The organism is Paenibacillus tyrphae, assembly GCF_024158745.1.
GTDB lineage: Bacteria > Bacillota > Bacilli > Paenibacillales > NBRC-103111 > Paenibacillus_G > Paenibacillus_G tyrfis_A.
Genome location: NZ_JAMZAW010000011.1, coordinates 171,125 through 185,261, shown reverse-complemented (window position 1 = coordinate 185,261; position 14,137 = coordinate 171,125). Strand labels below are relative to the sequence as shown.

Below are 14,137 nucleotides of genomic sequence, written 5' to 3'. Positions count from 1 at the left end.
AAATTCACTAGGCGCGAGGCAAGCAATGGGTTTCAATCAGCTTCACGATGTGATCGGTGCCGTTGCCATACGGATTCAATTCCATCCGCTGCCGAATTTCATCCTGCTCCGCAGACAGGCCGCGAAGACCGGAGATCAGCGACTCCGGATTCAGCTCCTCTTCGAACAATACTTTGCCGTAGCCCATGCCCCGGAACGATTCCGCGTTAAGAATCTGGTCTCCGCGGCTCGCCTGACGGGTCAAAGGGATGAGCAGCATCGGCTTGCGCAGCGCAAGAAATTCGAAGATGGAGGTGGAGCCTGCCCGCGAGACGACCAGATCGGCGCAGGCGAGCAGATCGGGCAGCTCGTCCTTTACGTACGCATACTGCCGGTAGCCCCGGATTCGGTCGAAGGAGGGATCGGTATTTCCTTTCCCGCAAATATGAATGACCTGAAACCCCTCCAGCAGCGCCTCTAACGATTCGCGAACCGTTTGGTTGATCCGCTGGGCGCCAAGGCTGCCGCCCATAATCAACAGGACCGGCTTTTGAGAATGAAAATCGTTCATTTGCAGTCCGCGGGACGCCTTCCCCTCCAAGATCTGCTCGCGGATCGGAAGACCGGTGCGCTCCGCTTTGTCTCTGCGGACATACTTCAACGTTTCGGGAAAAGTCACGCAAATACGGGAAACGAGGGGCATCGTAATTTTGTTGGCGAGGCCCGGGGTATAGTCGGACTCGTGCGAAATGACGGGAATTCCCCTCAGTTTACTGGCAACGATAACCGGCACGGTAACGAAGCCGCCCTTGGAAAATACGATATGGGGCTTAATTTTCCCCAGCAGCCGGTAAGCCTGGCCGATGCCTTGCAGCACTTTGAACGGGTCTTTAAAATTTTTGGCGTCAAAGTAACGCCTCAGCTTGCCCGAAGCGATATGATGAAACGGAACTCCTTCGTGCTCGATAATTTCTCTCTCGATTCCATCCTTGGAACCGATATATTCCATGTCCCAGCCGAGCTTGCGCAGGCTGGCCATAACCGCCAAATTCGGCGTCACATGACCGGCCGTACCGCCGCCGGTGAAGACGATTTTTTTCATAAAGGAAGGTCACCTCGAATAACGGGAAATGTTCAATAGCACGCCGATCGAGGTCAGCATCAACGTTAGCGAAGAGCCGCCGGCGCTGATTAGCGGCAAAGTTATGCCGGTGACGGGAAACATGCCGATCACGACGCCGATGTTGATGATGACCTGCACGGCGATCATGCCGACGATGCCCGTCGCAAGCAGACTGCCGAACGTATCCGGCGCGGTAATTGCCGTACGCAGCCCCCGCCAGACCAACAGGGTGAACAGCAGCAGTACAAAGGAACCGCCTATAAAGCCGAGCTCCTCTGCAATGATGGAAAAGATAAAGTCCGTCTGCGGCTCGGGCAAATAACTGTACTTTTGCCGGCTCATGCCCAGACCGAGGCCGACCAGCCCCCCGGGACCAATCGCGTAAAGCGATTGAATCGCTTGATAACCCGCGCCAAGCGGGTCCTGCCACGGGTCGAGAAAAGCGGTAATCCGCTGCAGCCGATAGGGCGCCGCAATAATCAAGCCGACAAACCCGAGAATACCGACCAGCCCGAGATACGATAAATGCAGCAGCCGGGCTCCCGTCGTGTAGATGATCAGCAATGAGGCGCCGACCAGCACGGCCCCCGTTCCCAGATCGGGCTGCAGCATGATGATTCCGAAAGCGAGGCCGACGAGGCCAAGCGGCGGCAGCAGCCCCCGGGAAAAATGCGTAATGGAACTCTGCTGCTCGGACAACCATTTGGACAAAAACACAATCATGCCCATTTTCATAAATTCGGACGGCTGAATCCCGAACGAACCGATCCCGAGCCAGCTGCGCGCTCCTCCGCGAACGACCCCGATGCCCGGAATAAGCACCGCGACCAGCAGGATGAAGCAGGCAATCAAAATGACTTTGGCATATTTTTTCCAGATCCAATAATCGGTGTTCATCGTAAAAATCATCGCTGCGATACCGAGCGCCGCAAATAGCGCTTGACGTTTCAAATAGTACAGCGAGTCGCCGAACTCGCGAAACGCAAGCACCGCGCTGGCGCTGTACACCATAACCACGCCTACGGCAAGCAGCAGCAGCGTGGAGCCCAACATCATCCAATCCGGAGTCGAACGTGCTTTCACCATACCGCCCACACCTCTACCTCTCGGTAATCTGGGAAGGGACCTCTCACGTTGGATCAGTCCTGTCGGCTGACAGGGCTTGTTCCCCCCTTTTACAGGTTATGCACGGACTCCTTAAACATGCTTCCCCTCTCCTCGTAAGAAGAAAACATGTCCCAACTTGCGCAGGCGGGCGAGAGCAGCACCACATCGCCGGGTTTCGCCAGCGCCTGCGCCTGCCTTACCGCTTCCTCCACGGTTTCCTGTGCACCCTTAGCAGCAGTATCGACGGTTTCTATCCGGCTCATGCCTGCAAGGCGCGCCACACGGACGATTTTTTCCTTTGTCTCTCCGAAGGCGACGAGGCCTTTCACCCGGCTCTGGAACGCGGGCAGCAATTCCATGTAATCCGATCCGCGATCAAGCCCCCCCGCAATCAAAACAATGTCCTGCTTGAACGATTCAATCGTTTTGATCGTTGCCGTAGGATTCGTCGCTTTGGAATCGTTATAAAAGAGCACGTCGCCCTTCTGCGCCACATATTCAAGCCGGTGCTCCACACCGCGGAACTCCTTCAGCACCCGGGCGATCGTTTCCAGCTTCACTCCGGAAGCGACGGCCATGGCGCTGGCTGCCAGCGCATTTTCCACATTGTGGCTGCCCGGTATTCCGAGCTCCCGTACCGGCAGGATACGGTGCGTTTGCCCGTCTTTATCGCGGTAAACGATCGTATGTACCGTGTCTTCATCCCCGGCGGCAAGCGGAGGCTGCACGAACAATCCGTAAGACAGCTCCTCGCGTACGGAAAAAGGCAGCACCGAGGAACGAATCGAGTCAGTCGTTTGGCGGCAGACCGGGTTGTCCCAGTTTAGCACGGCCGTGTCCGCTTCCGTTTGGTTCGCAAACAGCTTCGTCTTGGAGACGACGTAATCGTCCATCGTCCCGTGATAATCGAGATGCGTCTCGTACACGTTTAGCAGCGCCCCTACGGCCGGACGGAACGCACGCGTTCCTTTGAGCTGAAAGCTGCTCAGCTCGACCACCATCCGGTTGTCCGCTTCGGCTTCCAAAGCGGCTTCCGTCAAGGCACGTCCGATGTTACCGGCGACGATCGGCTTTAATCCGCCGGCTTCGAGCATAAGACCGGTCCACGTCGTCGTGGTCGTCTTGCCGTTGGAGCCGGTTATGGCGATCATCGGCGCCTTGCAAATATGATAGGCGACTTCGACCTCGGTCACCACTTCGATTCCCAGCTCGGCCGCCCGCTTTACAGGTTCGATCGTGTAAGGAATGCCGGGATTTTTCACGACGAGCGCAATGCTCTCGTGTATAAGCCCTTCGGGATGGCTCCCGCAAACAACAGAAATACCCAGAGCCTCCAACTCGGCGGCCTCAGGGCATAAATGGCGTTCTTTCTTATCGTTGACGGCGACGACCGCGCCGTTCTCGTGAAACAATTTGGCGACTGCAACGCCGCTGCGCGCAAGACCTAGGATGACGACCTGACGGCCGCGGTACTGAGCGGGATGGTCCATGCCTACAACACCTCGTTAATATAAAGTCCAATACCGGCCAAAATCAGCCCCGCCGTCCAGAACGAAATGACCACGCGCCACTCCGACCAGCCTGTCAATTCGAAATGATGGTGAATCGGGCTCATTTTGAACACCCGTTTCCCCCTCGTCTTGAAGGAGACGACTTGAATGATGACCGATAACATTTCGACCACGAACACGCCGCCGATCAGCGCAAGCAAAATTTCCGCTTTGGTCAAAATCGCCACGGCCGCCAATCCTCCGCCGATGCCGAGCGAACCGGTATCCCCCATGAACACTTTGGCGGGGTGAGCGTTGAATACCAGAAATCCGAGCACGGCGCCGACCATCGCGGCACAGAAGATCGCGAGATTTGGCTGCGAGTTATTCAAAGCAATGATCGCATAAGCGCCGAACGCGATCGCGCTTGTTCCGGCCAGCAAACCGTCCAGACCGTCCGTAAAGTTCACCGCATTGGACGTGCCTAGCATCAGGAAAGCGACGAACGGGAAGTACAACCAGCCGATATCAAACGAAAAACCGATATAAGGGATCCGGATGTCCGTGTTATGTCCGGTCTGCACCAGCAGGATACATACGATGAGCGAGACGGCGAGTTGCCCGAACAGCTTTTGTCTGGCCGTCAAGCCGAGCGAGCGCTTGAACAAAATTTTAATATAATCGTCCAAAAATCCGATAAAGCCGTATCCAAGCGATGCGATAATGAGAATAAGCGTCTCGATGTTTTTTTCTCCGAAACGCAGCACGGCGAGCGCCAGCGCCAGCATGATGATGATCCCGCCCATCGTTGGCGTGCCCGCTTTCTTCAGATGCGCTTGCGGCCCTTCGGTACGAATCTGCTGCCCGAATTTGAGTCTGCGAAGAAGCGGAATGCATAAAGGTCCCATAATGACCGCAAGCAAAAAGGCCACGCCGAGCGTGATCATGACAATTTGAAAATCCACCGGACTATCCCCCCAATTGCATTAAAAACGATGCCACCTGCTCCATCCGCATACCGCGCGAGCCTTTGATCAGCACGACGTCGCGCGCTGCGGCAGCCTGACCGAGCGCACGGGCCAGCTCCTCTTTATCTTCAAAATGCCGGACGCGCTCCGCCGGAAACCGCTCCCTCGCCCCCTCGGCGATATGCCGGGTAAGCGGGCCGTAAAGATATACCGCCTCAACCGCGTCGGGATTGATGAAACGGCCGATATCCCGGTGAAATTCCGCCTCTTCGGGACCGAGCTCGAGCATATCGCCGAGCACCGCGAATTTGCGGCTATAGCCCGTCGCCTCGTGCAGAAGCGAAAGCGCGGCCCTCATCGAAGTCGGAGAAGCGTTGTAGGCGTCATTCCACACAGTCAATCCGGAAGGCGCCTGCGACACTTCGATCCGCATTCCGGTAACGACCAGCGATTGCAAGCCCTCAGCCATCCGCGCCGCATCCAGCCCGAAATACTTCCCGACGGCAATCGCCGCCAACGCGTTGATCACATTATGTCCCCCGAGCAGCGGAATATAGAAAGGAACTTCCGGATCGGTGTTAACTACAAAGTGCGTTCCTTTTGCATCAAGCTTCATTTCCAGAGGGTACAGATCGTTGGACGCGTCCGCTCCGAAGCGGACTTTGGCATAGCCGTTCGCCTTCATTCGTCCGGGCCGGGCCAACTCCGGCAGAACCTCCTCTATCAGAGGCTCATCCCCATGATAGATCAGTGCGCCGCCGGGCAGAAGTCCTGCCAAAATTTCCGTTTTGGCTCGAGCGATTTCGGTGCGTGAGCCGAGCTGCAGCAGATGCGCATCTCCGATATTCGTGATGACGGCTAGCTCCGGCTCGGCGAGCCGGGACAGCAGCTCGATCTCACCCCGCCCGCTCATGCCCATCTCAAGGACGGCGATCTCGGTATCCTCATCCAGCTCCAGCAAGGTGAGCGGAAGACCGATGTGATTGTTATAGTTCCCTGCCGTTTTATGCACACGGAATGCCGTGGCCAGCACGGCTCCCGTCATATCCTTTGTCGTCGTTTTGCCATTGCTGCCGGTGATGCCGACAACGCGTACCTTCAGCTGACGGCGATAGGCTTGGGCCAGACGCTGCAGCGCCGACAGCGTATCGTCCACGAGAATCAGCGGCTTGCCCTGCGGCGGGTTGTGACGGTCCGTCTGCCACAGCGCTGCGGCAGCGCCCCGTTCGAAAGCGGCATCGGCAAACTCATGCCCGTCGAACGACTCTCCGATCAGCGGCACATACAAGCTGCCTTCCGCGAGAGTGCGCGTATCCTTCGAAACGCCGTGAATCATGGCATCGCCGGGCGTTCCTTGCGCCAAAGCTCCTCCGGCCATGACGGCAATCTCGGCCAACGTACGTCTGATCACTGCAACCGTCTCCTTATCGCGTTTTCCGCTACCAGCCGGTCGTCAAACGGATGCTTGACGCCTTGGATATCTTGATACGTTTCGTGCCCTTTTCCCGCAATCAATACTACATCCTTAGAGGTTGCCCGGGCAATCGCTTTTTGAATGGCCTGTCTGCGGTCGGCGATCAGCTCGTAACGCTCTTTGTCCCAGCCGGCTTCGACAAGCCCCGGTTCGATATCCCGTAGGATGCTTTCCGGATCTTCGGTGCGCGGATTGTCGGAAGTAACGAAGATGTAGTCGCTATATTTAACGGCCACGCCTCCCATCAGCGGGCGTTTGGCGCGGTCGCGATCCCCGCCGCAGCCGAATACGCAATATACTTTGCCTTCCGCAAACTGCCGGATCGTCGAGAGCGCGTTCTCCAGGCCGTCCGGTGTATGGGCATAATCGACCAGCACAAGAGACTCTTGCCCCGCATCCACAATCTCCATCCGCCCTTCGACGGAAGCCATGCTGCCGAGGCTGGCGATAATCCGCTCCAGCTCGAGCCCTTCCGCCAGTGCTGCGGCGATGGCGCCGAGCGCGTTGTACACGTTGAACCGGCCGACCAGCCGCATCTTCACCTCGGCCGTTCCGCGGTAGGTGACGCAGCGGAACTTGGTGCCTTTGGCGGTTATTTCAATATTCTCCGCCCTCACGTCGGCAGCCGGATTGTCTATGCCGTATACGATCGTCTGTGCCGGCGTATGCTTGGCAAAGTAGTCAGAGGCCGGATCGTCTCCGTTCAGCACCGCATATTGGCGCTGATCGGCAGCCGGCGCGAATTCGTTCCCGAGCCTGGAGAACAACAGCCCCTTGGCCTCCCGGTAACGCTCCATCGTCCCGTGGTAATCCAAGTGATCCTGCGTTAAGTTCGTAAACAGGCCGGTACGGAACCGGCAGCCGTTCACCCGCCCCATATCGAGGCCGTGCGAAGAAACTTCCATGATGCAGTAATCGGTTCCCGCATCGGCCATATCGCGCAAAATACGCTGAAGCTCAATCGCCTCTTGCGTATTGTTCTTTTCGTTCGGATGACGGACAGCACCGATTTTCACATGGATATTCCCCATTAATCCGGTTTGAAAACCTTGGTCCGATAATATTTTTTCCAATAAATAGGTTGTCGTCGTTTTGCCGTTCGTTCCCGTCACACCGATGAGTTTCAGCTCCCGGCTAGGATATCCGTAGAAATGGCAGGCTAATGCCGCCATCGCGTAACGCACCTGTTTCACCAGCAGCACGGGGACGTCCGCTTCAATCTCCCGTTCCGCAACCAAAGCCGCAGCTCCCTGCGCAACCGCCCGCCCGGCATAGTCGTGACCGTCCGTCTTCAGGCCGGGTACGCAGAAAAACAAATCTCCGGGCCGGACCTTGCGGGAATCGGCCGCGAGACCGTGAATATGGGTATCGCCGTCACCGATTATCCGGCTGACGGCAAGCTGGGCTGCCAGCTCCTTCAGTTGCATGTTGTGTCCCCCTCCGTTTTTTGCACATGGTATCATTATGGACAAAAAAATGCGTGCTGAAAAGCCCATTTCCCCAAATGTTACCGTACTTTCATCGATGCGTCAGCCTTCACTGCGCCTACGGTTTCCCGCTTCCCGGCGGGCTCGCATCGGACAAATAAATCCGAATCGTCGTGCCTTGTTCCACCCGGGTCCCGGCTTTCGGCACCTGGCTGATCACAGTAGCGCCTGTGCCGGATTTCGCCAGTTGAAAATTCATATTCATGTTCTCGTAAATATCCGTGATACTCATGCCTACCAGATTCGGCACTTCCACGATTTTCGTATCGCCGTACACGTATTTGCGGTCCATTTGATCTTTGCGCGGCGGAACCTTCATATAACGAAGCGTGTCCTCCATAATTCCCTTGACGAGCGGAGCTGCGACCAATCCGCCGAACTGGATGCCCTGGGGATTGTCAACCGCGGCGTATACGACGACTTTCGGATCGTCGGCCGGAGCAAATCCGATGAAGGAGACGATGTGCTCACTCGCGGAATAGCGTCCGTTCACGACCTTTTGCGCCGTCCCCGTCTTTCCTCCTACCCGATAGCCGTCAATGAACGCATTGCGCCCGGTTCCGTTCGCCACGACGCTCTCCAGCGTCTCACGTACCTGCTTGGAAGTCGCTTCGGAGATCACCTCGCGCACAAGCTCCGGCTTTATCTCCTCGACCAGCGCTCCGGTATCCGGGTTATACCAAGCCTTCGCCACATGAGGCTTAAAAAGCTTGCCGCCGTTCACGGCTGCGGCTACGGCCGTAATTTGCTGAATCGGCGTGACGGAGACCCCTTGCCCGAACGATGTGGTGGCCAGTTCAACCGGACCGACCCGCGACGGCTTGAACATAATTCCGTTTTCTTCGCCGCCGAGATCGATCCCCGTTTTTTTACCGAACCCGAAGTTATTAATATACTCGAAAAGCTTCTCTTTGCCAAGCCTTTGGCCCATCACCACGAAGCCCGGGTTGCAGGAATTTTCCACCACCTGCAGAAACGTTTCGCTGCCATGCCCGCCTCGCTTCCAACACCGCAGCCGAGCGCCCGCCACCTCAATCGCTCCCGGATCGAAAAAACCTTCCGCCAAGCTAACCTTTTTCTCCTCTAGTGCTGCTGCAAGCGTAATAATCTTGAAGGTGGAGCCCGGTTCGTAGGTCATCCAAATCGGCAAATTCCGGTTGTAGTTCTCCACCGGATACGCCTTATAGTTACCCGGCTCGTAGCCCGGCCTCGACCCCATCGCCAAAATCTCTCCGTTATTCGGGTCCATGGCAATCGCGATGACATGGTTCGGCTGGTATTTCAGCATCGCCTGATCCAGCTCGCGTTCCATGATGGCTTGAATGTTACTGTCGATCGTCAGTTGAAGGTTCAGGCCGTCGAGCGGCTTCTTGTACTCGTCGGTCGATCCGGGCATCGACTTGCCTGCGGCGTCGGCCAAATACGAGATACTGCCCCCTATGCCCGTCAATGTTCGGTTATACTTCAATTCTATGCCCGTCAATCCTTGATTATCAATCCCGGTAAAGCCGAGCACATGCGCAGCCAAACTCCCGAACGGATAGTATCGCTTATTATCCTCGGTCACAACGATGCCGGGAAGCTTCATATCGCGGATTTCCTTGGCTTTTTCCTGCGTGATTTTGCGGCCGGCCGGCTTGATATAGGCGCTGGACGCTCTCGTCGTCAGCTGCTTGTAAATCGTCTCTTGGCTTGCATCCAGCGCCGCCGCCAGCTTGGCCGCCGTTGCCAAAGGATCTTGAATTTGCGCCGGAATGGCCATCACCGTAGGCGAACTTATGTTGTAAGCGAGCTGCGCCCCGTTCCGGTCCAGGATTTCCCCCCGCTTGGCCGTGACGGGAATGTCGCGGCGCCATGAATCTTCCGCTTTATCCGACAGTTCCGGTCCGAGCCAGATTTGCACGTACGCGAGCCGCACCGCCAAGGCCAGAAAAATAGCCGTTCCGACAATCAGCGCGGCGAACAACCGACGGCGAACCGTTACGTTCGATGCCCTCATGCCCGCTCTTCCCCTTCCTGAAAGAGAATCGTTTCATATCATCCCTATTCAGGACAACCAGGGGTTAGAACAAGCTATGGCTGCGCCGATGCCGTTTTTTTGGACCCGCCGTCGGCAGTTTGCTTAACGGAGTCGGTATTCTTCTTGCCGGCGGTTGACTTTCCGCTGTCGCCCGTTGTCTTGGCCGAGGACGAATCCGCCTTCGTCGTTTTATCGGATTTGCCCGATTTATCGGATTTATCCGACTTGTCGGACTTGTCCGTCTTGCCGGCTACCGCAGTTTCCTGCAGATCCTTATACGATTTCAACTGCAAAGTGAGCACCCGCGAATCGCCGGAGCCTTCCAGCGCCTGATCCGACACATACCCTTCGCCGGTCGACTGGCAGCGAACCTTAAGGAAAGAGCATACCTCCAAGGCATCGCGAAGCGATTTCCCGGACAAGTTAGGCACCGGAACATCCTCGCCCTCCTGCATCAGTACATACATTCGCTGCGCCCCGCCGATTTCGGTACCTGGCAGCGGAGATTGGGAGATGACCTTCGGCCCTTGACCGATCGGCTCGACGGAAATGCCGAACTTGTTCATGGCCGCTTTGGCCTCGTCCAACGACTGATCGGTCAGATCCGGCATCTTGCCCTGCGGCGCTTTTTCCGTCGGCTGGGAGGTTTGCTGCACGGTGGTGCTCGGCGCAATTCCCATAGACCGCAGCGATTGCGATACGATTTCTTTAAAAGCAGGTGCGGTTACATCGCTCCCCAAATGATAGTTGCCGCCGAGATCGGGATCGTCTGCCATAATGGCTACTAATATCTGCGGGTCCTCCAGAGGCGCGTAGCCGATGAAGGAAACCATCCATCGTCCATCAGCATATTTGACTTGACCCGGCAGCACGAAGTTTGCGGTACCTGTCTTGCCTGCTACCCGGTAGCCCTCGATATATGCCTTGCGTCCCGTTCCTTTCTCCTGGTCCGACACGACCTGCTCTAAATATTCGCCAACCTGTTTTGCCGTCTCCGGCGTTACGACCTCGCGGATAACCTTCGGGTCGTACTTCTCGATGACTTCCCCCGTGTCCGGGTTCGTGATCTGCTTGATGACATGCGGCCACATCAGCTTGCCGCCGTTTGCAATCGCAGCGTAAGCCGCTGTTTGCTGGATCATGGTGCTGGTTAACCCTTGACCGTAGGTCGCCGTTGCGTACTCCGGCGCATACTGCATTTTGACTCGGCCCGCAACTTCACCGGGGATATCGACGCCCGTCTTGGCGCCGAATCCAAAATTATCGATATACTGCCGCAGCTTGTCCGGCCCAAGCTTCTCGAGACCAAGCTTCACGAACGCTACGTTACTTGAACGTTTCAGACCCTCAAGGTACGAAATTCTGCCCCAACCGACGACGTTGTGGTCGTGCAGCTCGCGGTCCGCTACGATAATTTTGCCGGACTGATATTTGTCTTCCGGAAAAAATACGCCTTCCTGTACCGCTGCCGCCAGGGCAACAATCTTGAACGTCGAGCCCGGTTCATATTGCGAGGCTACGGCATGATTGATGAAATCCGATTGGTTTTTCGTTTCACCGTATTTATTCGGATTAAACGTCGGCATGTTCGCAAGCCCAAGAATTTCCATTGTTTTCGGATCGACCGCAATCGCGGTAAGACTTTTCGGATGCCATTTGTCATACGTCTTCTGCAGCGCACTCTCGATGTAAAATTGAATGTTTTTATCGATGGTCAACTGTACGTTGCTGCCGTTCACTGCAGGCTGGTACCGGCTTTTCGAACCCGTCAGCTCAACGCCGTAGCGGTCTTTTTCATAGTTCAGAAAGCCCGGAACGCCTTTCAAATAGTTGTCGAGCTGGGCTTCGATCCCCATCACCGGCTTGCCTTCCTTATTGCTGTAACCGATCAGATGGGCGGCCAACTGGCCTGCCGGATAAAACCTCTTGATTTCGGGTACAAGCACAATACCTACCGGCGTGTTCTTTTTGGGAAGTTTCGACTGCAAATCTTGCACGAATTTATTGATTTTATCGGCCGTCTCCGTGTCGATCTTCCAGCCTTCGTTGCGGATTTCAATCTGGTCCTTCAGCGTCCATTCCCGCTTGGTTTCCAAGCGCTTGCGGATTTTGTCTTCCAGCGCCGGGATGATCGCGGGATCGCCGGAGCCCGCCAAAATACTCGCCAAACCTTTTACAATTTCTTCCTGATTATTATTGTCTTTAATCGTCTTGGGAACCAAGGCCAGGGTGAACGCCGGGGAATCTTCCGCAAGCACCTTGCCGTACCGGTCAAAAATACTGCCGCGGACCGGCTGAATGGCCTTCTCTTTCGACCATTGATTGTCTTTAACCTCCGTGACCAGTCTGGCGCCATCGACGACTTGCACCCAATAGATGCGGGTGATCAGGACAACAAAAAGGAGGGTGAATCCCCCCCCGATGATTAACGAACGCAATTTTACCTTTTTTGTCATCGTATATCCTCCCTATTCCAACGGACAGATCAGGGTTGATCCTTTGTTTTTTTGGATGCGGCTCCACCAGCCGGAGGCGTTTTGGAAGCAACGCTTTGTCCCGAAGACTTGGTTGATCCCTGGGGCTTCGTCTGATTCGGATCCGCTACGCTATAGCCGCGGCTACGGGCTTCTTCCTCAAGACGCTGATGATCGGAGAGCGCATCGACCTTTTGTTTAAGAATGCTGTTCTCCGCTTCCAGGTTGGCGATTTTCTTCTCAATGGTTTGAATGCTGGAGCTCATCTCGTAAATTTGCGCATAACGCCAAATGATGACACCCGCAACGACGACGCAGACGGCAACCGTAAACAAATAGAGCAGCTTTTCTTGTACCGGCAACGTTTTGTTCCGGTATACGATCTTTTTCGTTTCCTTGACTTTGACTTTGTTCTCGGTCCGCTGTTCAACTGCTAAATTCCCTTGAATATAAGCCGGCAAGATGCTTTCCCCCTCAGTTCGTCAGTTTTTCCGCGATTCTCAGCTTGGCCGAGCGCGCGCGCGGATTCGCTTCGAGCTCTTCCGCCCCGGCTTCGATCGGCTTGCGGTTCACCAATTTAACGATACCGGCAGATCCGCACACGCACATCGGAAAGTCGGGCGGGCACGTGCACTTGGCCACATATTTGGAAAACGTTTGTTTACATATCCGGTCTTCGAGCGAATGAAAGGTAATGACCGCAGCCCGGCCTCCCGGAGCCAGACAACGGATGGTTTGCTCCAGCGCGTCCTCGAAGGCGCCGAGTTCGTCGTTCACGGCGATCCGCAGCGCTTGAAAGCTGCGCTTGGCCGGATGCGGTCCGGTACGCCTCGCCGCTGCGGGTATCGATTCCTTGATCAAGTCGACGAGTTGTCCCGTCGTTTCGATCGGAGCCTTGGCGCGAGCGGCCGCTATTGTCGCCGCGATACGGCGCGAGAACTTTTCTTCCCCATACTCGAACAAAATTTGCGCAATCTCCTGCTCCGGCCAATCGTTGACGATGTCTTTCGCCGTCAGCGGAGCCGTCCGATCCATGCGCATGTCCAGTTCGGCGTCATGATTGTAGCTGAAGCCGCGGTCAGCCTCGTCGAGCTGCGGAGACGACACGCCCAAGTCGAACAAAATCCCGTCCACCTGCGGACGTCCGTCTCGCAAAGCGCGCGGCACTTGGGCAAGCTCCCGCTCCAAATGGCGAAAGTTGCTGCGGATCAGTTGCACCCGGTCCATGACCGGAGCGAGCCGTTCCCTGGCATTGGCTAGCGCCGCATCGTCTTGATCGAAGGCGATAAGCAGGCCCTCCGGCCCGAGTCGCGAAGCGATCTCGTAGCTGTGTCCTGCTCCGCCAAGCGTACAATCGACATAGACGCCGTCCGATTTTATATGTAATCCTTCCACTGCTTCTTGCTTAAGTACAGTCACATGATGAAACATCCTGCTGCTCCTCCTACGCCGGCTTTTCCCGGGGGTTATAGATCAAAGTTAAAATCGACCAGTTTCTCCGCAATTTCGGCAAACGATTCCTCCGATTGCTGGAAGTAGTTTTCCCAGATCGACTTGCTCCAAATCTCCACCCGATTGGAAACGCCGATAACGACACAATCTTTCTCCAGCTTGGCGTGCTCGATCAGATTGTTCGGCAGGTTGACCCTGCCCTGCTTGTCCAGCTCGCATTCGGTGGCGCCGGAGAAAAAGAACCGGGTAAAGGCGCGAGCGTCAGACTTCATGAGCGGCAGCGCTTTGAGCTTCTGCTCCAGCACCGCCCACTCGTTCATGGGATAAACGAATAAACATTGGTCCAGACCGCGAGTGACGATGAATGATGTTCCCAGGGCTTCGCGAAATTTGGCCGGCACGATCATCCGGCCTTTTTCGTCAACAGTATGTTGATACTCCCCCATGAACACCACTCGCCACCCCCTTTCCTCCACTTTACCCCACTTTCCACCACTTGTACAGTAATGATTCGTCACGTTAACAAAAAATCCTGCTTCGTCAATAGACGACCGCAGGATTTT

Annotated in this window: 11 protein-coding genes; all 11 read right to left on the bottom strand. The window is 55.9% G+C overall.

Going from position 1 to position 14,137, the window contains the following annotated elements; all coding sequences use genetic code 11:
• Positions 1-7 precede the first annotated feature (7 nt).
• The 11 genes from NI000_RS18080 to mraZ all read right to left on the bottom strand — a co-directional run bounded on the left by NI000_RS18080 (position 8) and on the right by mraZ (position 14,026).
• On the bottom strand, positions 8-1,081 hold the full coding sequence (locus tag NI000_RS18080; RefSeq protein WP_253412870.1) for an undecaprenyldiphospho-muramoylpentapeptide beta-N-acetylglucosaminyltransferase: 1,074 nt from the start codon (positions 1,079-1,081) through the stop codon (positions 8-10).
• 9 nt (positions 1,082-1,090) lie between these two features.
• The gene (spoVE, locus tag NI000_RS18075) at positions 1,091-2,188 is read right to left on the bottom strand and encodes a stage V sporulation protein E (protein ID WP_253412869.1); all 1,098 of its coding nucleotides are present in this window, start codon (positions 2,186-2,188) and stop codon (positions 1,091-1,093) included.
• 89 nt (positions 2,189-2,277) lie between these two features.
• Positions 2,278-3,699, bottom strand: a complete 1,422-nt coding sequence (gene murD, locus NI000_RS18070; protein WP_253412868.1) for a UDP-N-acetylmuramoyl-L-alanine--D-glutamate ligase — start codon at positions 3,697-3,699, stop codon at positions 2,278-2,280.
• A gap of 2 nt (positions 3,700-3,701) precedes the next feature.
• A complete protein-coding gene (gene mraY, locus NI000_RS18065) occupies positions 3,702-4,664 on the bottom strand; it encodes a phospho-N-acetylmuramoyl-pentapeptide-transferase (protein WP_253412867.1) in 963 nt (320 codons plus the stop codon).
• A gap of 4 nt (positions 4,665-4,668) precedes the next feature.
• Positions 4,669-6,078 (bottom strand): UDP-N-acetylmuramoyl-tripeptide--D-alanyl-D-alanine ligase, encoded by a 1,410-nt coding sequence (locus NI000_RS18060; protein WP_253412866.1) that lies wholly within the window; start codon positions 6,076-6,078, stop codon positions 4,669-4,671.
• Complete coding sequence (locus NI000_RS18055) at positions 6,075-7,568, bottom strand: UDP-N-acetylmuramoyl-L-alanyl-D-glutamate--2,6-diaminopimelate ligase (protein ID WP_253412865.1); 1,494 nt, start codon at positions 7,566-7,568, stop codon at positions 6,075-6,077. Before NI000_RS18055 ends, NI000_RS18060 begins: the two co-directional genes overlap by 4 nt.
• A gap of 118 nt (positions 7,569-7,686) precedes the next feature.
• On the bottom strand, positions 7,687-9,627 hold the full coding sequence (locus NI000_RS18050; RefSeq protein ID WP_253412864.1) for a stage V sporulation protein D: 1,941 nt from the start codon (positions 9,625-9,627) through the stop codon (positions 7,687-7,689).
• A 74-nt stretch (positions 9,628-9,701) separates the two neighbouring features.
• Positions 9,702-12,104 (bottom strand): penicillin-binding transpeptidase domain-containing protein, encoded by a 2,403-nt coding sequence (locus NI000_RS18045; protein ID WP_253412863.1) that lies wholly within the window; start codon positions 12,102-12,104, stop codon positions 9,702-9,704.
• A gap of 29 nt (positions 12,105-12,133) precedes the next feature.
• A complete protein-coding gene (gene ftsL / locus NI000_RS18040) occupies positions 12,134-12,583 on the bottom strand; it encodes a cell division protein FtsL (RefSeq protein ID WP_253412862.1) in 450 nt (149 codons plus the stop codon).
• A 13-nt stretch (positions 12,584-12,596) separates the two neighbouring features.
• On the bottom strand, positions 12,597-13,553 hold the full coding sequence (rsmH, locus tag NI000_RS18035) for a 16S rRNA (cytosine(1402)-N(4))-methyltransferase RsmH (RefSeq protein ID WP_253412861.1): 957 nt from the start codon (positions 13,551-13,553) through the stop codon (positions 12,597-12,599).
• A gap of 35 nt (positions 13,554-13,588) precedes the next feature.
• Positions 13,589-14,026 carry a division/cell wall cluster transcriptional repressor MraZ gene (gene mraZ, locus NI000_RS18030; RefSeq protein WP_010491914.1) on the bottom strand — a complete coding sequence of 146 codons (438 nt, stop codon included), beginning with the start codon at positions 14,024-14,026 and terminating at the stop codon, positions 13,589-13,591.
• Between the last annotated feature and the right edge of the window lie 111 nt (positions 14,027-14,137).

Excerpts from the sequence above, each read along its gene's own strand:
- NI000_RS18045 (WP_253412863.1), bottom strand. The coding sequence starts at position 12,104 with ATGACAAAAAAGGTAAAATTGCGTTCGTTAATCATCGGGGGGGGATTC.
- spoVE (WP_253412869.1), bottom strand. The coding sequence starts at position 2,188 with ATGGTGAAAGCACGTTCGACTCCGGATTGGATGATGTTGGGCTCCACG.
- NI000_RS18050 (WP_253412864.1), bottom strand. The coding sequence starts at position 9,627 with ATGAGGGCATCGAACGTAACGGTTCGCCGTCGGTTGTTCGCCGCGCTG.
- NI000_RS18055 (WP_253412865.1), bottom strand. The coding sequence starts at position 7,568 with ATGCAACTGAAGGAGCTGGCAGCCCAGCTTGCCGTCAGCCGGATAATC.
- NI000_RS18080 (WP_253412870.1), bottom strand. The coding sequence starts at position 1,081 with ATGAAAAAAATCGTCTTCACCGGCGGCGGTACGGCCGGTCATGTGACG.
- murD (WP_253412868.1), bottom strand. The coding sequence starts at position 3,699 with ATGGACCATCCCGCTCAGTACCGCGGCCGTCAGGTCGTCATCCTAGGT.
- rsmH (WP_253412861.1), bottom strand. The coding sequence starts at position 13,553 with ATGTTTCATCATGTGACTGTACTTAAGCAAGAAGCAGTGGAAGGATTA.